The sequence below is a fragment of the Cellulosimicrobium funkei genome, from assembly GCF_004519295.1.
Taxonomy (GTDB): Bacteria; Actinomycetota; Actinomycetes; order Actinomycetales; family Cellulomonadaceae; genus Cellulosimicrobium; species Cellulosimicrobium funkei.
Map to the genome: position 1 here is coordinate 51,041 of NZ_SOZH01000005.1, position 17,605 is coordinate 68,645.

At 72.5% G+C, this 17,605-nt stretch carries 17 protein-coding genes; 4 read left to right on the forward strand and 13 right to left on the reverse strand.

The features are described from left to right. Positions 1–2 precede the first annotated feature (2 nt). From E1O70_RS08865 to E1O70_RS08905, 9 genes are all read right to left on the reverse strand, one after another. Positions 3–410, reverse strand: coding sequence for a YidH family protein (locus E1O70_RS08865; RefSeq protein WP_061267652.1), 408 nt, complete (start codon positions 408–410; stop codon positions 3–5). A gap of 2 nt (positions 411–412) precedes the next feature. Beyond that, entirely contained in the window at positions 413–1,747 is a 1,335-nt protein-coding gene (locus tag E1O70_RS08870; RefSeq protein WP_061267697.1) for a thymidine phosphorylase, read from the reverse strand. 29 nt (positions 1,748–1,776) lie between these two features. Beyond that, on the reverse strand, positions 1,777–2,241 hold the full coding sequence (locus tag E1O70_RS08875; protein ID WP_082774431.1) for a cytidine deaminase: 465 nt from the start codon (positions 2,239–2,241) through the stop codon (positions 1,777–1,779). A 7-nt stretch (positions 2,242–2,248) separates the two neighbouring features. Then, positions 2,249–3,544 (reverse strand): ABC transporter permease, encoded by a 1,296-nt coding sequence (locus tag E1O70_RS08880; RefSeq protein WP_061267651.1) that lies wholly within the window; start codon positions 3,542–3,544, stop codon positions 2,249–2,251. Then, positions 3,541–4,857, reverse strand: a complete 1,317-nt coding sequence (locus E1O70_RS08885; RefSeq protein WP_061267650.1) for an ABC transporter permease — start codon at positions 4,855–4,857, stop codon at positions 3,541–3,543. The genes E1O70_RS08880 and E1O70_RS08885 overlap by 4 nt, the downstream gene beginning before the upstream one ends. Continuing rightward, complete coding sequence (locus E1O70_RS08890) at positions 4,854–6,476, reverse strand: ABC transporter ATP-binding protein (protein ID WP_061267649.1); 1,623 nt, start codon at positions 6,474–6,476, stop codon at positions 4,854–4,856. Before E1O70_RS08890 ends, E1O70_RS08885 begins: the two co-directional genes overlap by 4 nt. A gap of 204 nt (positions 6,477–6,680) precedes the next feature. Then, positions 6,681–7,793 (reverse strand): BMP family lipoprotein, encoded by a 1,113-nt coding sequence (locus tag E1O70_RS08895; RefSeq protein ID WP_061267648.1) that lies wholly within the window; start codon positions 7,791–7,793, stop codon positions 6,681–6,683. A gap of 226 nt (positions 7,794–8,019) precedes the next feature. Next, positions 8,020–9,249, reverse strand: a complete 1,230-nt coding sequence (locus E1O70_RS08900; RefSeq protein WP_061267647.1) for an amidohydrolase — start codon at positions 9,247–9,249, stop codon at positions 8,020–8,022. Continuing rightward, positions 9,246–10,394 (reverse strand): mannose-1-phosphate guanylyltransferase, encoded by a 1,149-nt coding sequence (locus E1O70_RS08905; protein ID WP_061267646.1) that lies wholly within the window; start codon positions 10,392–10,394, stop codon positions 9,246–9,248. The genes E1O70_RS08900 and E1O70_RS08905 overlap by 4 nt, the downstream gene beginning before the upstream one ends. A 234-nt stretch (positions 10,395–10,628) precedes the next feature. Between E1O70_RS08905 and sdhC the strand changes: the two genes are divergently transcribed. From sdhC to E1O70_RS08925, 4 genes are all read left to right on the forward strand, one after another. Further along, the gene (sdhC, locus tag E1O70_RS08910; protein WP_021481379.1) at positions 10,629–11,012 is read left to right on the forward strand and encodes a succinate dehydrogenase, cytochrome b556 subunit; all 384 of its coding nucleotides are present in this window, start codon (positions 10,629–10,631) and stop codon (positions 11,010–11,012) included. Further along, entirely contained in the window at positions 11,012–11,470 is a 459-nt protein-coding gene (locus tag E1O70_RS08915; protein WP_021481378.1) for a succinate dehydrogenase hydrophobic membrane anchor subunit, read from the forward strand. The genes sdhC and E1O70_RS08915 overlap by 1 nt, the downstream gene beginning before the upstream one ends. 71 nt (positions 11,471–11,541) lie before the next feature. Continuing rightward, positions 11,542–13,374 (forward strand): succinate dehydrogenase flavoprotein subunit, encoded by a 1,833-nt coding sequence (sdhA, locus tag E1O70_RS08920; RefSeq protein ID WP_061267645.1) that lies wholly within the window; start codon positions 11,542–11,544, stop codon positions 13,372–13,374. Further along, complete coding sequence (locus tag E1O70_RS08925) at positions 13,374–14,141, forward strand: succinate dehydrogenase iron-sulfur subunit (protein WP_034651163.1); 768 nt, start codon at positions 13,374–13,376, stop codon at positions 14,139–14,141. Before sdhA ends, E1O70_RS08925 begins: the two co-directional genes overlap by 1 nt. Positions 14,142–14,356: 215 nt before the next feature. Here E1O70_RS08925 and E1O70_RS08930 read toward each other — a convergent pair whose 3' ends face one another. From E1O70_RS08930 to E1O70_RS08945, 4 genes are all read right to left on the reverse strand, one after another. Beyond that, complete coding sequence (locus tag E1O70_RS08930; protein WP_061267644.1) at positions 14,357–15,532, reverse strand: YihY/virulence factor BrkB family protein; 1,176 nt, start codon at positions 15,530–15,532, stop codon at positions 14,357–14,359. Positions 15,533–15,542: 10 nt separating this feature from the next. Then, positions 15,543–16,106 (reverse strand): 2'-5' RNA ligase family protein, encoded by a 564-nt coding sequence (locus E1O70_RS08935; RefSeq protein WP_061267643.1) that lies wholly within the window; start codon positions 16,104–16,106, stop codon positions 15,543–15,545. Beyond that, the gene (trpS, locus tag E1O70_RS08940) at positions 16,103–17,194 is read right to left on the reverse strand and encodes a tryptophan--tRNA ligase (RefSeq protein WP_076405236.1); all 1,092 of its coding nucleotides are present in this window, start codon (positions 17,192–17,194) and stop codon (positions 16,103–16,105) included. Before trpS ends, E1O70_RS08935 begins: the two co-directional genes overlap by 4 nt. A 67-nt stretch (positions 17,195–17,261) precedes the next feature. Continuing rightward, the gene (locus E1O70_RS08945; RefSeq protein ID WP_034651176.1) at positions 17,262–17,603 is read right to left on the reverse strand and encodes a twin-arginine translocase TatA/TatE family subunit; all 342 of its coding nucleotides are present in this window, start codon (positions 17,601–17,603) and stop codon (positions 17,262–17,264) included. Positions 17,604–17,605: the final 2 nt, after the last annotated feature.

The following is a 17,605-nucleotide window of genomic DNA, read 5'->3' on the forward strand; positions in this document are numbered from 1 at the left end:
GCTCACCCTCCGGTCGCCGCCCCGACGGCGTAGCCCGCGAGCAGCAGGGCCAGCACGACGACGCCGACGACGAGCACCGGCAGGCCGCTCGGCGCCGGGAGGCGCCACCGCAGCCGCAGGGCCCGCTCGTTACGGCGCCACGACACGAGCGCGTAGCCCGCGAACCCGGCGCCGGCGAGGCACGCGACGCCCGCGACGACGTCGAGCAGGCCCGCCATGCCCGCGAACGTCGCGAACGACGTCAGCGCGACGCCGCCCGCGACCAGGCCCAGCCCGGTGCGCACCCACGCGAGGGCGGTGCGCTCGTTGGCGAGGCTGAACCGCGCGTCGGGCTCGGTCCCCACGCCGTAGACCGACCGCGGCCGGCGCGTGTCGGCCGGCTCGGGCGGGCCCTGCTCGTCGGCCGACACGCTCAGTCGACGCGGTCCAGGACGACCGAGCCGCGCTCGACCACGGTGCCGGGCTCCGCGACGGACCATGCGCCGTCGAGGGCCTGCACCGCGCGCTCGAAGCGCTCCGGGGTGTCGGTGTGCAGGGTCATGAGGTGCTGGCCCTTGCGGACGGTGTCCCCGGGCTTGGCGAACAGCTCGACGCCCGCGCCCGCCTGCACCGGGTCCTCCTTGCGGGCCCGGCCTGCCCCGAGGCGCCACGCGGCGACCCCGACAGCGTACGCGTCGAGCCGTTCGAGCACCCCGTCGCGGTCGGCCACGACGTGCTCGCGCTCGCGCGCGACGGGCAGCGGGGCGCGCGAGTCGCCGCCCTGCTCCGCGATCATCTCGCGCCACTTGTCGAGCGCGCGCCCGCCCAGGAGGGCGTGGCGCACGTCGTCCTCGTCCTGCGGGCGGCCCGCCCCGGCGAGCATCTCGAGCGCGAGCGCGACGGTGAGGTCGACGACGTCCTGCGGCCCCTCGCCCTTCATCACCTCGACGGACTCGCGCACCTCGAGCGCGTTGCCCGCGGTGAGGCCGAGCGGGGTCGACATGTCGGTGAGCAGCGCGACCGTGCGCACGCCGGCGTCGGTCCCGAGGTCGACCATCGTGCGCGCGAGCTCGCGCGCCGAGCCGAGCTCCTTCATGAAGGCGCCCGAGCCGACCTTGACGTCGAGCACGAGAGCGCCCGTGCCCTCCGCGATCTTCTTGCTCATGATCGAGCTCGCGATGAGCGGGATCGACTCGACCGTGCCCGTGACGTCGCGCAACGCGTAGAGGAGGCGGTCCGCGGGCGCCAGGCCCGAGCCCGCCTGGCAGATCACGGCGCCGACGTGCTCGAGCGCGTTCATCATCTGTGCGTTGGTCAGCGCCGCGCGCCAGCCGGGGATCGCCTCGAGCTTGTCGAGCGTGCCGCCCGTGTGGCCCAGGCCGCGGCCGGAGAGCTGCGGCACCGCGACGCCGTACACCGCGACGAGCGGCGCGAGGGGCAGCGTGATCTTGTCGCCGACTCCCCCGGTCGAGTGCTTGTCCGCCGTCGGGCGCGAGAGCCCCGAGAAGTCCATGCGCTCGCCCGACGCGATCATCGCCTGCGTCCAGCGGCCGATCTCGGCGCGGTCCATGCCGTTGAGGTAGATCGCCATCGCGAGGGCGGCCATCTGCTCCTCGGCCACCACGCCGCGCGTGTAGGCGTCGATCACCCAGTCGATCTGCTCGGGCGCGAGCCGCGCCCCGTCGCGCTTGGTCCGGATGACGTCGACCGCGTCGAACGCCTCCGGCGCCGGCCCCTCGGTGCCGCGGTCCTCGCCGTCGTCCTCGATGCCGTCCTGCGTGGCCACGTCGTCGCTGGTCACGAGCGCTCCTCCAGATCCTCGGGCCCGAAGGCGTCGGGCAGCACGTCCCTCATCGTCTTGATACCACGCACCGTCTCGACCAGCAGGTCGGGCCCCCCGTGCTCCCACAGGAGCTGGCGGCACCGGCCGCACGGCATGAGCGGCGCGCCGTGCTTGTCGACGCACGCGAACGCGACGAGGCGGCCGGCGCCCGAGCCGACGAGCGAGCTCACGAGCGAGCACTCCGCGCACAGCGTCACGCCGTACGCGGCGTTCTCCACGTTGCAGCCGACGACGACGCGGCCGTCGTCCACGAGCGCGGCCGCGCCCACGGGGAAGCCCGAGTACGGCGCGTAGGCGCGGGTCATGATGTCGCGCGCCGCGGTGCGCAGCGCGTCCCAGTCGACGGCCGGCCCGGCGGCGGACCCGTCCGGGTCCGTCCCCCCGCCCGGCCGGGTGCCGCCGTCGTGCACGTCCGTCATGCCGTCCTCACTTGACGTAGGGGATGCCCTCGGCGGCCGGCGGGCGCACGCGCCCGACGAGGCCGGCGACGGCGAAGATCGTCACGACGTACGGCGTCATGAGCATGATCTGGCTCGGGATCGGCGTCCCGACGATGCCGAGCACCGTCTGGAGGTTGTCCGAGAACCCGAACAGGAGCGCCGCGACGAGCGCGCCGACGGGGTTCCAGCGCCCGAGGATCATCGCGGCGAGCGCGATGAAGCCCTTGCCGCCCGTCATCTCCTTGCCGAAGGCGAGCCCCGCGGCGACGGTGAAGAACGCGCCGCCGAGGCCGGCGACCGCGCCGCCGAGGATCGTGTTGCGCACGCGCGTCGCGTTGACCTTGATGCCGACGGTGTCGGCCGCCTTCGGGTGCTCGCCGACCGCGCGCAGGCGCAGGCCCCAGCGGCTGCGGAACAGGAAGACCTGCAGCAGGATCACGACCACGTACATGAGGTACACGAGGAGGGTCTGGCGGAACAGCACCGGCCCGACGACCGGGATCTGCGACAGCACCGGGATCTCGATGACGGGCAGCGGGTTGCGCGAGTTCCACGTCGCCGGGTCCGCGCTGAGGACCGTCGAGTAGAGGTAGCTCGTCACGCCGACGACCAGCACGTTGAGCACGACGCCGACGATGATCTGGTTCACCCAGTACTTCACCGAGAAGATCACGAGCAGCACGCCCACGAGCGCGCCCGCGATCGGCGCGGCGATGAGGCCGGCGTACGCCGACGACGTGAGCGAGGCGACGACCGCGGCGAGGAAGGCCCCCGCGAGGAGCTGGCCCTCGATCGCGATGTTGATGATGCCGACGCGCTCGCACAGCACGCCGGACAGCGCGCCGAACACGAGCGGGACCGCGAGGAAGAGCGAGCCCTGGAGCAGGCCCGTCAGCGGGATCGCCGACTTCCCGGCCCCGGCCCAGGAGAGGAACGCGAAGACGATCGCGACGCCGTACACGATCGGCAGCCACACGCCGACCTTGCGCCGGTCGCGCGCGGCCCAGAACGACAGGCCGGCGAGGAGCAGCGCGAGGATCGACAGGAACAGCGCCGCCCCCGTGGAGCTCACCGTGATCGGCTCGATCTGGAAGAAGTCCTTCGCCGTCGAGAGGCGGAACGTCGTCTGCTGGCCGCCCGCGGGGAGCAGCGCGAAGACGACGAGGGCCAGCAGCCCGATGACCCCGTACGCCACCGGGGCCTTCCAGCTGATGGGCGGCAGGGGCTTGGCCGCGCGCTCCGGCGCGGCGGCCGGTGCCGGGGTGGTGGTCGCGGTGCTCATGCTCCGGCCTCCTGGGTGGTCGTCGTGGTCGGGACGGCCTTCGCGCGGCGGCGGGCTGCCTGCCGTTCGGCGCGCGTCGGGCCGCCCGGGGTCGGGAGGCGGAAGATCGCCCGCACGAGCGGCGGCGCGGCGATGAAGAGCACGATGAGCGACTGCACGACGAGGACGATGTCGATCGGCGTCCCCGTGCGGGCCTGCATGACGAACCCGCCCGCGCGCAGTGCGCCGAACAGCAGGCCGGCGAGCACCGTCCCGAGCGGACGGGACCGCCCGAGCAGCGCCACCGTGATCGCGTCGAACCCGAAGCTCGCCGCGACGCCGGCCGTGAGGACGTGCTCCGTGCCGAGGACCTGCGCGCTGCCCGCGAGGCCCGCGAGCGCGCCCGCGATGGCCATGACCCACACCGTCGTCCACGGGACCGACATGCCTGCCGTCCGGGCCGCGTGCGGGTTCTCGCCGACGGCGCGGAAGCGGAAGCCGAGCGTCGAGCGCTCCATGAGCCACCACACGCCGACCGCGACGAGCAGCGCGAGGACGAACCCCGCGTGGAGGCGGAAGCCCTCGCCCAGCAGCAGCGGGAACTGCGCGTTCCCCGGGATGCGCGGGCTGATCGGGTTGGAGCTGCCCGGCGCCTGGAACGGCTTTGTCGTGAGCAGGTACGCGACGAGGTAGATCGCGATGTTGTTGAGCATGATCGTGACGATCACCTCGTGGGCGCCCGTGCGGGCCTTGAGCACGCCCGCGATGCTCGCCCACAGAGCCCCGCCGAGCGCGGCGCCCAGCACGGCGAGCAGGAGGTGCAGCCCCGGCGGGAGCGCGAACGTCCAGCCGACGAACCCGGCGAAGATGCCGCCGAGGATGATCTGGCCCTGCGCACCGATGTTGAACAGGCCCGCGCGGAAGCCGATGCCGAGCCCGAGGCCCGCGAGGATGAGCGGCGTCGCGACCGTCATCGTCTCGGTGAGGGGGCGCAGCGCCCGCGAGACGTCGGGCGCGTCGACGTTGAGGACCGCGCCCTGGAAGAGCGCGGCGTACGCGCCGAACACCGCGTCCCAGACGGCCTGGAAGAAGTCCGAGGGGCGCGCGAAGAAGTAGGACGCCGCCTCCTGGACCGCGGGGTCGGCGGCCGCGATGAGGACGCCGCCCAGGATCAGCGCGGCGACGATCGCGAGCAGCGAGACGAGCCAGCTGCTCTCGAGCATCTCGCGCAGGACGCCCTGCCCGGCCGGCGCCTCCGGCTTCTGGGGGTCGCTCGGCGGTGCCGCCGTCGGCGGGAGCGCCGACGCGTCCTCGGGCGTGGCCTGCTGGGTCACTGGATCTCCTCCTCGCGGGCGGCGGCCGCGTCCTGTGCGGCGCCCGACGGCGCGTCCTCGGCGACGGCGTCCGCCTCGCCGAGGGTCGTGTGGTGCTCGGCGGCCTGCACGACGGCCTCCTCGAGCGGGACCCCGGCCATCATGAGGCCGAGGACGTCGCGGTCGGTGTCGCCGGGCACGACCCCGACGACGCGGCCGCGGTACATGACGGCGATCCGGTCGGCGAGGGCGAGCACCTCGTCGAGCTCCGTCGACACGATGATCACGGGGGTGCCGTTGTCGCGCTCCTGCACGATGCGCCGGTGCACGAACTCGATCGAGCCGACGTCGAGGCCGCGCGTCGGCTGCGACGCGATGAACAGGCGCAGCGGGCGCGACATCTCGCGCGCGAGGACGACCTTCTGCTGGTTGCCGCCGGAGAGCGTGCCCGCCGGGGTCTCGACCGACTGGGTGCGCACGTCGAACTCGCCGATGCGCTGCTCCGCGTTCGCGCGGATCGTGCCGCGCGCGAGCGCGCCGCCGCGCGAGTAGGGCGCGGACGTCACGAGGTCGAGCACGAGGTTCTCCTCGACGGAGAACGTCCCGATGATCCCGTCGGTGCTGCGGTCCTCGGGCACGTAGCCCACGCCCGCCTCGAGCACCTGGGACACGCTGCGCCCCACGAGCTCCTTGCCGTCGAGCAGGATCGAGCCCGCGACCGGCTTGCGCAGCCCGACGATCGTCTCCGTGAGCTCGGTCTGGCCGTTGCCCTGGACCCCCGCGACGACGAGGATCTCGCCGCGCGCGACCTCCAGGCTCACGCGGTCGACGACGGCCGTGCCGGCGTCGTCCATGACCGTGAGCTCGTCGACGTGGAACGTGGTGTCACCGTCCTCCGCGGGCGCCTTGTCGACCCCGAGGGAGACGGACCGGCCGACCATGAGGGACGCGAGCTCGGTCTCGCTCGCGCTCGGGTCGGCGGTGCCGACGACCTTGCCGCGGCGGATGACCGTGATGCGGTCGGCGACGGCGCGCACCTCGCGCAGCTTGTGCGTGATGAAGACGATCGACGTCCCCGCCGCCTTGAGCTCGCGCATGATCGCGATGAGCTCGTCCGTCTCCTGCGGCGTGAGGACCGCGGTCGGCTCGTCGAGGATGAGGACGCGCGCGTCGCGCGACAGGGCCTTGATGATCTCGACGCGCTGCTGCACGCCGACGGGGATGTCCTCGACCATCGCGTCCGGGTTCACCTCGAACCCGAACCGGTCCGAGATCTCCTGGACGAGGCGGCGCGCGCGCCGCGCGTCGATGAGACCCGCGCCCTTCACGGGCTCGTGCCCCAGCGCGACGTTCTCGGCGACCGTGAACACCGGGACCAGCATGAAGTGCTGGTGCACCATGCCGATGCCCGCGGCCATCGCGTCGCCCGGGCCGGCGAACTGCACGGGCACGTCGTCGACGAGGATCTGTCCGTCGTCCGGGTCGTACAGCCCGTACAGCACGTTCATGAGCGTGCTCTTGCCCGCCCCGTTCTCCCCGAGCAGGGCATGGATCTCGCCGGGCTCGATGACCAGGTCGATGTGGTCGTTGGCGACCAGGGACCCGAAGACCTTCGTGATCCCTCGCAGCTCCAGCTTCACCGGTCTGCCTCTCCTCGTGCTTCGCAGTCGTACCGCGGTGTCGACCTCGATCCCGTCGAGGTACTCCATCGAACCGCACCCGCGGGAGCGCGGCGCGTCGTCGCGGCCCCGACGACACCGTCGTCGTCATGACGGTGGCCCGGGCGCTGGGCCCGGGCCACCGGTGCCGGTCGCCCGTGGGCGGCCGGCGGGTTCAGCGTCGCGTCACGGCGCGTTCGGCGACTCGACGACGAGGTCGCCCGCGATGATCTGCTCCTGGTACTGGGCGAGCTGGTCCTGCAGCTCGGCCGGGACCGCGTCCTCGAAGTCGTGGAACGGCGCCAGGCCGACGCCCTCGTTCTCGAGCGTGCCGACGTACGGCTCGCTCGTGAAGTTGCCGTCCGCCGACTCGCTCACGGTGTCGAAGACCGCCGGGCCGATCTGCTTCATCACGGACGTGAGGATGATGCTCCCGTAGTCCGTCGTGAGGAAGCCGTCCGAGTCGACCCAGATGATCTTCGCGCCGCCGCTCTCGGCCGCCGCGGCGGCACCGAGGCCGACCGGGCCGGCGACGGGCATGATGATGTCCGCGCCCTGGTCGATGAAGCCCTGCGTGACGTTCTGGCCGTTCGCCTGGTTGTCGAAGTCGCCCGTGAACGTGCCGGTCTGCGCTTCCTTGTCCCAGCCGAGGACCTTGACGTCGGTGCCGTTGTCCTCGTTGTACTTCGCGACGCCGTCGACGTAGCCGTCCATGAAGATGGCGACCGACGGGATCTGGATGCCGCCGAACGTGGCGACCGTGCCCGTCTCCGTCATGCCCGCCGCGAGGTAGCCGGCGAGGAACGCCGCCTCCGCGGTGTTGAACAGGATCGGCTTCGCGTTGTCGATCTCGACCGGCTCCGGCGGGTCGTCCGCCGTGGCGCCCGGGTTGCTGAACGCCGAGTCGATGAGGGCGAAGTGCACGTCCGTGTTGGCCTCGGCCGCCGACTGGATCGGGTCCTCGAGCAGGAAGCCGACGCCGATGATGAGGTTGCAGCCCTGCTGGACGAGGCTGTCGATGTTCGGGCCGTAGTCGGTGTCCGCCTGGGACTCGACCTCGTGCGTCGTGATGCCGAGCTCCGTCTTGGCCTTCTCGAGACCCTCGTAGCCCGACTGGTTGAAGGACTGGTCGTCGAACCCGCCGGCGTCGGAGACCATGCACGCGGAGAAGTCGGAGTTGCCGCCCGCGGTGCTGTCGCCGCCGCCGGTGGTCTCGTCGTCCTCGGGCGCGGCGCCGCACGCGGCCAGCGCGAGCGCGGCGACCGCCGCGAGGGCGGTGACCTGAGTCGCTCTCTTCACCTGATAGCTCCTGTCGTTCTCGTAGCAGTGCCGCGCAGGGAAGGACCCCTGGGCCCTCCCGAGCACCGTTGCACGGGAGGACCGGTCCGTCGGCCTCTATAGGACCGAAGACTAATCAGCCCGAGGGGTCCAGCACGTTACTTGCCGGTAACGCGGGCGCTTCGTTATGCAAGCGTCACTTTGCGTCTGAGGCGTGACACACCCCTGTCCACGGGTCGGGACCGGTTCACCCGTCCTGGCCCGCGGCGACGCGCGCGAGGAGCCGCATGCCCAGGCCGATCGCGCGCTCGTCCACCTGGAGGTCGCCCTGGTGGATGTCGTAGCTGCGCCCGCCCCGCGTCCGCGTGCCGAGGCGGGCCATCGCCCCGGGCACCTTCGTCAGGTACCAGGCGAAGTCCTCGCCCCCGAGCGACTGCTCGGTGAGCACGACGCTGTCCGGGCCCAGGACGTCGCGCGCGGCAGCCTCGAGCAGGCCGGTGCAGCGCTCGTCGTTCTCGACGGGCGGGACGCCCCGCGTGTGGTGCACGGTCACCTCGACCTCGTACGGCGCGACGACCTGCTCCACCGCGTCGTGCAGCACCTGCCCCGCGAACTCCCACGCGCGCACGTCCAGGCAGCGCAGGGTGCCGCGGACCGTCCCGGTGCTCGGGATGGCGTTGTGCGCGGAGCCCGCGTGGACGGCGCCCCACGTGAGGTTCACGCCCGAGCGCGGGTCCAGCCGACGGCCGAGCACCGCGGGGACCTGCGTGATGACCTGGCCCAGCGCGTACACCACGTCGCCGGTCAGGTGCGGTCGCGACGTGTGGCCGCCCGGGGAGGCGATCGTCACGGAGACCTCGTCGGACGCCGACGTGATCGGGCCGATCCGCGTGCCGATGCGACCCACGTCGACCTTCGGGTCGCAGTGCACGGCGTAGATCTCATCGACCCCGTCCATCGCCCCGGCCGCGAGGACGTCGAGCGACCCGCCCGGCTGGACCTCCTCGGCGGGCTGGAGCACGAGCCGCACGCCGCGGCGCAGCTCGCCCTGCGCGTGCAGGTCCGCGAGCACGAGCCCGGCACCGAGCACGACGGCCGTGTGCACGTCGTGGCCGCACGCGTGCGCGACCCCGGGCACGGTCGACGCCCACGGGAGGCCGCAGCGGTCCTGCAGCGGCAGCGCGTCGATGTCCGCACGCAGGGCGACGCGGCCCTCCGGGACGGCCGCGCCGTCGGGCACGCCCGCGGCGGTCGTGCCCGGCTCCGGGCCGACGTCGCACACGAGCCCCGTGCCCGGCAGGAGCCGCGGCTCGAGTCCCGCCGCGCGCAGGCGGTCGGCGAGCAGCGCCGTGGTGCGCGTCTCGGCGCGCGAGACCTCGGGGTGGGCGTGGATGTCGCGGCGGATCGCCACGACCTCGTCCACGTGGCGCGCGACGGCGGCCCCGATGCGGGCGGCGAGGGTCACGTCGGCGCTCACAGGAGCTCGTCCATCCCGAGCTCGCGCACCGTGTCGACCATCGACTTCACCTGCTGCGCGCGCGCCCGCGTCGTGACGAGGAGCGCGTCGGGGGTGTCGACCACGACGACGTCGTCGAGCCCGAGGACGGTCACGACGCGGTCGCTCGCGGGCACGACGACCGAGCCCGCGCTCTCGCGGCGCACGACGCGCCCCGTGTCGCCGAGCACCTTGGAGCCGGCACCGTCGACGGACGGGAGGAGCGCGGCGAGGGAGTTGAAGTCGCCCACGTCGTCCCACCCGAACGTGCCGGGGACGACGGCGACGCCCCCGACCGCGGCGACCGGCTCGGCCACCGCGTGGTCGATCGCGATCCGCTCGAGCGCGGGCCACCGCTCCGCGAGCACGCGGTCGCGGTCGGGGCCGTCCCACGCGGCCGCGATCGCGCGCAGGCCGTCGTGGAGCTCGGGACGCTGGTCCGCGAGGTGCCCGAGGAGCACGGACGAGCGCACGATGAACATGCCGGCGTTCCACCGGTACTCCCCGGACGCGAGGTAGCGCTGCGCGGTCGCGGCGTCCGGCTTCTCCGTGAAGCCGCGCACGTGCTGCGCGCTCGGCGCGCCCGCGACGCCGAGCGGGGCGCCGCTGTGCACGTACCCGAACGCCGTCGACGGCCGCGACGCCGCGATGCCGATCGTCACGACGTACCCGGCGCGCGCCGCCTCCACCGCCTCGCGCACCGAGGACTCGAAGGCGGCACGACCCGTGATCACCTGGTCCGCGGCGAACGACCCGACGACGACGTCGCCGTGCCGCTCCTCGAGCACCGCCGCGGCGAGCCCGATGGCCGCCATCGAGTCCCGGGGCGACGGCTCCGCGAGCACGTTCTCGGCCGGCAGGCCCGGGAGCTGCGTGCGCGCCGACGCGACGTGCCGGTCGCCCGTGACGAGCACGACGCCCTCCTCCCCCGCGAGCGGGACGAGCCGGTCGACCGTCGCCTGGAGCAGGGAGCGCCCCGAGCCGGTGAGGTCGAGCAGGAACTTCGGGGAGCCCGCCCGCGAGAGCGGCCACAGCCGGGTGCCGGCGCCTCCCGCGGGGACGACGGCGAAGAAGCCGGGGATCGGCGACCCGGACGGGCCGGAGGAGTCGTGCGGCGAAGAGGCCATGAGGGCCAGCATAGTGAGGGCCGCAGTTCCCCCGCGGGCTGTGGGATCAGTCACAAACCCACGGCACGGGGCCGTTCCGCCGCACCCGGCGGTCCGCATCATGACGTCGATGTCACTATGGTGGAAGCCCTGAGACCGATGCCGACGACGGTCCCGGGGTCCGGACTGAGGGAGTTCCGGACCACGGCCGGAACGTGACATCTCCCCCTGATCTCGCCACAGGAGGCCCCCAAAGTGCCCAGTGCACCAGCCGGCACGCTCTACCGCGGCCGCGAAGGCATGTGGTCGTGGGTCGCGCACCGCGTGACCGGCGTGCTCATCTTCTTCTTCCTGCTCGTGCACGTGCTCGACACGGCGCTCGTGCGGGTCTCGCCCGAGGCGTACAACGCCGTCATCGGGACGTACCAGACGCCGATCATGGGCATCGGTGAGGCGGGCCTGGTCGCGGCCATCGTCTTCCACGCCTTCAACGGCATCCGCATCATCCTGGTCGACTTCTGGTCCAAGGGCCCGCGGTACCAGCGCACGATGCTCTGGGTCGTCGTCGGCCTCTTCGTCGTGACGATGGCCGGGTTCCTGCCGCGCCACCTGATGAACGTCTTCGGAGGGGGGCACTGATGGCCGCCGCACCCACGGTCGAGGTCGCGAGCCCGCGCGACCCGTACAAGCGCCGCAAGGCCACGCGCAGCAACTACGAGCTGTACAGCTGGATCTTCATGCGCGCCTCCGGCGTCGTGCTGATCGTCCTCATCTTCGGGCACCTCTTCGTCAACCTCATGGTCGGCGAGGGCGTGCACGCGATCGACTTCGGCTTCGTCGCCGGCAAGTGGGCCTCGCCGTTCTGGCAGATCTGGGACCTGCTCATGCTGTGGCTCGCCATGTTCCACGGCACCAACGGCGTCCGCACGATCATCAACGACTACGCCGAGCGTGACGGCACTCGCCTCGTCCTCAAGCTCGCGCTGTACCTCGCCTTCACGATCGTCACGGTCCTGGGCACGCTCGTGATCTTCACGTTCGAGCCCTGCCCCGCGAACGCCCCGGCCGAGCTCCTCGCGTCGTTCTGCACGGCCTGAGCACCGCACCACCGCACGCCCCCGTCTTCCTCTCGCTCCACCCGGCTCTCTCCCAGGAGGCATCGACCCCGATGCAAACCCATCAGTACGACGTCGTCATCGTCGGCGCAGGCGGCGCCGGGATGCGCGCGGCGCTGGAGTCGTCCGGCAAGGTCCGGACGGCCGTCATCTCCAAGCTCTACCCCACGCGCTCGCACACGGGCGCCGCGCAGGGCGGCATGTGCGCCGCGCTCGCGAACGTGGAGGAGGACAACTGGGAGTGGCACACGTTCGACACGGTCAAGGGCGGCGACTACCTCGTCGACCAGGACGCCGCGGAGATCATGGCCAAGGAGGCCATCGACGCCGTCCTCGACCTCGAGCGCATGGGCCTGCCGTTCAACCGCACGCCCGAGGGCCGCATCGACCAGCGCCGGTTCGGCGGGCACACCCGCAACCACGGCGAGGCCGCGGTGCGCCGCTCGTGCTACGCCGCGGACCGCACCGGTCACATGATCCTCCAGACGCTCTACCAGCAGTGCGTCAAGCAGGACGTCGAGTTCTTCAACGAGTTCTACGTCCTCGACCTCATCACCGACCACGACCTCTCCGCGGGCGAGATCCCCGACGACGAGACGGTCACCGCGACCGGCGTCGTCGCCTACGACCTCGCCTCGGGCGAGATCCACGTCTTCCAGGCAAAGGCGATCATCTTCGCCACCGGTGGCGCGGGCAAGATCTTCAAGACGACGTCCAACGCGCACACGCTCACGGGCGACGGCATGGCCCTGGCCTACCGCCGCGGCCTGCCGCTCGAGGACATGGAGTTCTTCCAGTTCCACCCGACCGGCCTCGCGGGCCTCGGCATCCTCCTGTCGGAGGCCGCCCGCGGCGAGGGCGGCATCCTGCGCAACGCGGACGGCGAGCGCTTCATGGAGCGCTACGCCCCCACCATCAAGGACCTCGCGCCGCGCGACATCGTCGCCCGGTCCATGGCGAACGAGGTCCGCGAGGGCCGCGGCGCCGGGCCGAACAAGGACTACGTCCTGCTCGACCTCACGCACCTCGAGCCCGCGCACATCGACGCCAAGCTCCCCGACATCACCGAGTTCGCCCGGACCTACCTCGGGATCGAGCCGTACACCGAGCCCGTGCCCGTGTACCCCACGGCGCACTACGCGATGGGCGGCATCCCGACGAACGTCGACGCCGAGGTGCTGCGCGACAGCCACAACGTCGTCAAGGGCCTCTACGCCGCCGGTGAGGTCGCGTGCGTCAGCGTGCACGGCTCCAACCGTCTCGGCACCAACTCGCTGCTCGACATCAACGTCTTCGGCAAGCGCGCCGGCCGCACGGCCGCCGCCTACGCCGCGACCGCGTCGTACAGCGAGCTCCCGGAGAACCCCGCCACGGCCGTCGTCGCGCAGCTCGAGGAGATGCGCAACCGTCCCGACGGCGAGCGCGTCGCCGACGTCCGCAAGGCGCTCCAGGAGACGATGGACGCCAACGCCCAGGTGTTCCGCACGGGCGAGTCGCTCAACCAGGCCCTCGCGGACATCCGCGACCTGCAGAAGCGCTACAAGAACGTGTCGGTGCAGGACAAGGGCCGCCTGTTCAACACCGACCTCCTCGAGGCGATCGAGCTCGGGTTCCTCCTCGACATCGCCGAGGTCACCGTGGTCGCGGCGATCAACCGCAAGGAGTCCCGCGGCGGCCACTACCGCGAGGACTTCCCGGACCGCGACGACACCAACTACATGCTGCACACGATGGCCTACCGCCGTCCGACGTCCGCCAGCGACGTCGCCGACGGGCACGTCGCGGGCTACTTCGACCACGTCGAGCAGTTCGACGGCTACAAGGTCGCCCTGGGCTCCAAGCCCGTCACCCAGACCCGGTACGAGCCCATGGAGCGGAAGTACTGATGACTGCCACACTCGAGAGCCCGGCGGCCGAGCCCAAGGCCGGGGAGATCCCCTCGTTCGAGGTCACGCTCCGCGTCCGCCGCTACTCCCCGGAGTCGGAGCACGGCGAGGAGGCGTACTGGGACGAGTTCACCGTCCAGGCGCACGGCACCGACCGCGTCCTCGACGCGCTGCACAAGATCAAGTGGGAGCACGACGGCTCCCTGACGTTCCGCCGCTCGTGCGCGCACGGCGTGTGCGGCTCGGACGCGATGCGCATCAACGGCCGCAACCGGCTCGCGTGCAAGACGCTCCTCAAGGACGTCAACCCCGACAAGCCGATCACGGTCGAGCCCATCAAGGGCCTGCCCGTGGTCAAGGACCTCGTCGTGGACATGGAACCGTTCTTCGCGTCCTACCGCGAGATCATGCCGTTCCTCATCACGTCCGGGAACGAGCCGAGCAAGGAGCGTCTCCAGTCCGCCGCGCAGCGCGAGCGCTTCGACGACACCACCAAGTGCATCCTGTGCGCCGCGTGCACGTCGTCCTGCCCGGTGTTCTGGACCGACGGCCAGTACTTCGGCCCCGCCGCCATCGTCAACGCGCACCGCTTCATCTTCGACAGCCGCGACGAGGGCGCCACGCAGCGCCTGGAGATCCTCAACGACAAGGAGGGCGTGTGGCGCTGCCGCACGACCTTCAACTGCACCGAGGCCTGCCCGCGCGGCATCGAGGTCACGAAGGCGATCCAGGAGGTCAAGCGCGCGATGATCACCCGCGCGTTCTGACGCTCCCCGCACCGCCACGAAGGGCGCCGACCGCACGGTCGGCGCCCTTCGTCGTCCCCGGGTGACGCCGCGCCCGCGCGGCCCCGCACCGATCGGCACCCACGGCCGGGATCGGCAGTCTCGACCGAGATCGGCATCTGCGGCCGACATCGGCAGCCGCACGTGCCGATCTCGGCAGCGCGTGCCGATCTCGACCTACCGCCCGAGCGCGACGGTCACGTCCCGCGCGGACGGCGGGCCCGGCGGACACCACGGACCACCGGGCTCCACGGGCGGTGCGACCCGTTACCGGCGCGGACGTGCTCCTCGGTCGACGGGACGACGGCGTCACGCGCGCCCTCGGCAGCGTCACGCCTGTCCTCGACGTGGTCGCGCGTGCTCTCGACGGCGTGGCGGGGCGCCCGGAGGTGGCGGCCGTCGGTCGTCCGGTCGCCGTCGAGCACGGGCAGCTCGGGACGGCCGTCGCGCGCGTGCCGGGCGCCGTCGGGCACCGGGTCGGGCGGGCGCGGCGGGTTCGCCATCCACGCGCACACGGCCAGGAGGATGCGCGCGGTGAAGTTGACGAGGAGCAGCAGCGTCACGAGGACGGCGAACGACGCCAGGAGGGCGTTCCGCGTGGCGCTGCTCTCGACGAACGACGACCCGAGGTAGCGGAGCACGCCGAACCCGACGGCGGCGGTGAGCGAGCCGACGAGGAGGTCGCGGCGTCGGACCCGCACCCCGGCGAGGAGCCGCACGACGACGACCACGACGAGCGCGTCGAGCAGGACGCTCACGACGAGGCCCGCACCGGTGACGAGGACGGCGGGCCCGCCGGAGAGCCCGATCGCCTCGAGGATCTGGTTGCCGAGGGACGTGACGGCGATGCCGGCGACGGCGGAGACGAGGAGGAACAGCGCGAGCAGGAAGAACCCGAGGAGGGCGCGCGCCCGGGCGAGCACGGGGCTCTGGCCGACGTCGCTCACGCCGAACATGGTCCGCACGGCGCCACGCAGGTGGTACATGAACGACACGACGGAGAAGAGCAGCACCACGCTCGCGACGACGCTCGTGACGCTGAGCCCGGAGTCCAGCAGGAGCTGGTCGGGCCGGATGGCGCCCGGCTGGCCGTCGAGGGCGATGAGCCCGGGGACGAGCTCGTTGATCTCCCCGAAGACGACGTCCATGAGCTCCTGGCGCCCGCCCAGGACCCGCATGAAGACGGTGTAGCCGATCGTCAGCGCGGCGAACAGCGAGAACAGCGCGGAGTACGCGATGCCGCCGCACAGGAGCGCGCCGCGCGCGTACAGGTAGCGGTAGGTCGCGCGGCCGGGCCGGCTGTCCTTCCAGCGCTCGACGAGCGCGTCCACCCGCGTGCGCGTGCGCGGGGCGGCGGGGCGGGGCGACGTCACGCCCCGAACGCTACGAGACGGTCGCTCCCGCGGCATCCGCGCCGAGGGGGAACACCTGCTCGGGGCGCCAGACGCCGTCGTCCCCGTGCTCGTAGAGCGAGAAGCCGGCGACGTCGAACTGCGCGTCGTAGGTCGCCATCTGGTCGAACGCCGCGTCGAGCGCGGCCTCGGGCACCTCGTGCGCGACGGTCACGTGCGGGTGGTAGTTGAACCGCAGGTCCTGGGCGAGCGGGCCGGTGCGGATCGCGCTCTCGAGGTGCTCGCACTCCGCGATGCCCTCGACCACCTGGACGAACACCACGGGCGAGACGGGCCGGAACGTCGCGCTCCCCCGCAGGTGGAGGCGGAACGGCGCCGCGGTCGACGCGACCTCGGCCAGGTGCGCGCGCGCCGTGTCGAGCGCGGTGCGGTCCAGGACCGTCGGGCCGAGGAGCGTCACGTGCGGCGGGATCGACCGCGCGAGCGGGTCGCCGAACCGTGCGCGCGCGTCCTGGAGCTGCGTCGCGAACGGCTCGGGCACCTCGATCGCGATGCCGATCCGCACCTGGTGGGGCTCGCGCTCCGGGAGGTTCACGCGGTCGTCCCGCCCACGGGCAGCAGGCCGACGCGGTCGTAGACGCGGGCGAGCGTGCCGGCCGCGATCTCGCGGGCCTTCTGCGCGCCGCGCGCGAGCACCGCGTCGAGCTCGGCCGGGTCCGCCAGGTAGGTGTTCGCGCGCTCCTGGAACGGCACGAGGAAGTCGACGACGACGTCCGCCAGGTCCACCTTGAGGCGCCCGTAGCCCTGGCCGTCGTACTCGGCGGCGATGGCCTCGACGTCCCGCCCCGTGAGCGCCGAGTAGATGGTCAGCAGGTTCGACACGCCGGGCTTGGCGACCGGGTCGTAGCGGATCTCCGTGCCGGAGTCGGTCGCAGCCGACCGGATCCGCTTGGCGGCGACCTTCGGGTCGTCGAGCAGCCAGATGACGCCCTTGCCGTTGGACGAGGACTTGCTCATCTTCGCCGTCGGCTCCTGGAGGTCGTAGATCTTCGCGACCGACCGGACGATGTGGGCCTCCGGCACGACGGCGGTCCCGTCGCCGAAGCGGGCGTTGAGCCGCTCCGCGAGGTCGCGGGTGAGCTCGAGGTGCTGACGCTGGTCCTCGCCGACCGGTACGAGCGCCGCGTCGTAGAGCAGGATGTCGGCCGCCATGAGCACGGGGTACGTGAACAGCCCGACGGTCGTGCCGTCGGCGCCCTGCTTCGCGGACTTGTCCTTGAACTGGGTCATGCGGCCCGCCTCGCCGAAGCCCGTCTGGCACGACAGCACCCACGACAGCTCGGCGTGCTGCGGCACGTGCGACTGGACGAACAGCGCCGAGCGGTCCGGGTCCACGCCGCCGGCGAGGTACTGGGCGGCCGTGCGGCGGGTGCGCTCGCGGAGCCGCTCCGGGTCCGGGTTGACCGTCAGCGCGTGGAGGTCGACGACGCAGTACAGGGCGTCGTACGCGTCCTGGAGGGAGACCCACTGGCGCAGCGCACCGATGTAGTTCCCGAGCTGCAGCGAGTCCTCGGTGGGCTGCATGCCCGAGAGGATCCGTGGCCGGGTGCCCGTCGGGCTCCCGGGCTCCTGCGTGGTCTCCGGGACCGGTGCCGGACCGATGTGCGTCGCCTCGATGGACATTGCCCCATTCTGACAGGTGCTCGGGCGCCGGAACGAATCGCCGTCGTACCGCGGTCGGACGACGGGGTCAGGTGGCCTCGTCGTCGAACGGGGCGGGCCCCGTCGGCGCGACGGGTGCGGCCGGGCGGGGCGGGGAGACGCGCTCGGGCAGGGGGTCGTCGTCCAGGAGGGCCTCGCGGACGATCCGGCGCGGGTCGTACTGGCGCGGGTCGAGCTTGGCCCAGTCGACGTCGGACAGCTCCTCGCCGAGCTCCGCGTCCACGCGCGACTTCGCGTCGCGCAGGTAGCCCCGCGCGGACCGCACGAACGCCCCGAGCTGCTCCGCGTAGCGCGGCAGGCGCTCGGGACCGATGACGACGACCGCCACGATGAGGAGCACGACGAACTCGGCTCCGTTGATCCCGAACACGC

Coding starts and splice junctions, on each gene's coding strand:
- trpS (WP_076405236.1), bottom strand. CDS start 17,194: ATGTCCATCGAGGCGACGCACATCGGTCCGGCACCGGTCCCGGAGACC.
- E1O70_RS08905 (WP_061267646.1), bottom strand. CDS start 10,394: ATGGCCTCTTCGCCGCACGACTCCTCCGGCCCGTCCGGGTCGCCGATC.
- sdhA (WP_061267645.1), top strand. CDS start 11,542: ATGCAAACCCATCAGTACGACGTCGTCATCGTCGGCGCAGGCGGCGCC.
- E1O70_RS08925 (WP_034651163.1), top strand. CDS start 13,374: ATGACTGCCACACTCGAGAGCCCGGCGGCCGAGCCCAAGGCCGGGGAG.
- E1O70_RS08880 (WP_061267651.1), bottom strand. CDS start 3,544: ATGAGCACCGCGACCACCACCCCGGCACCGGCCGCCGCGCCGGAGCGC.
- E1O70_RS08875 (WP_082774431.1), bottom strand. CDS start 2,241: ATGACGGACGTGCACGACGGCGGCACCCGGCCGGGCGGGGGGACGGAC.
- E1O70_RS08915 (WP_021481378.1), top strand. CDS start 11,012: ATGGCCGCCGCACCCACGGTCGAGGTCGCGAGCCCGCGCGACCCGTAC.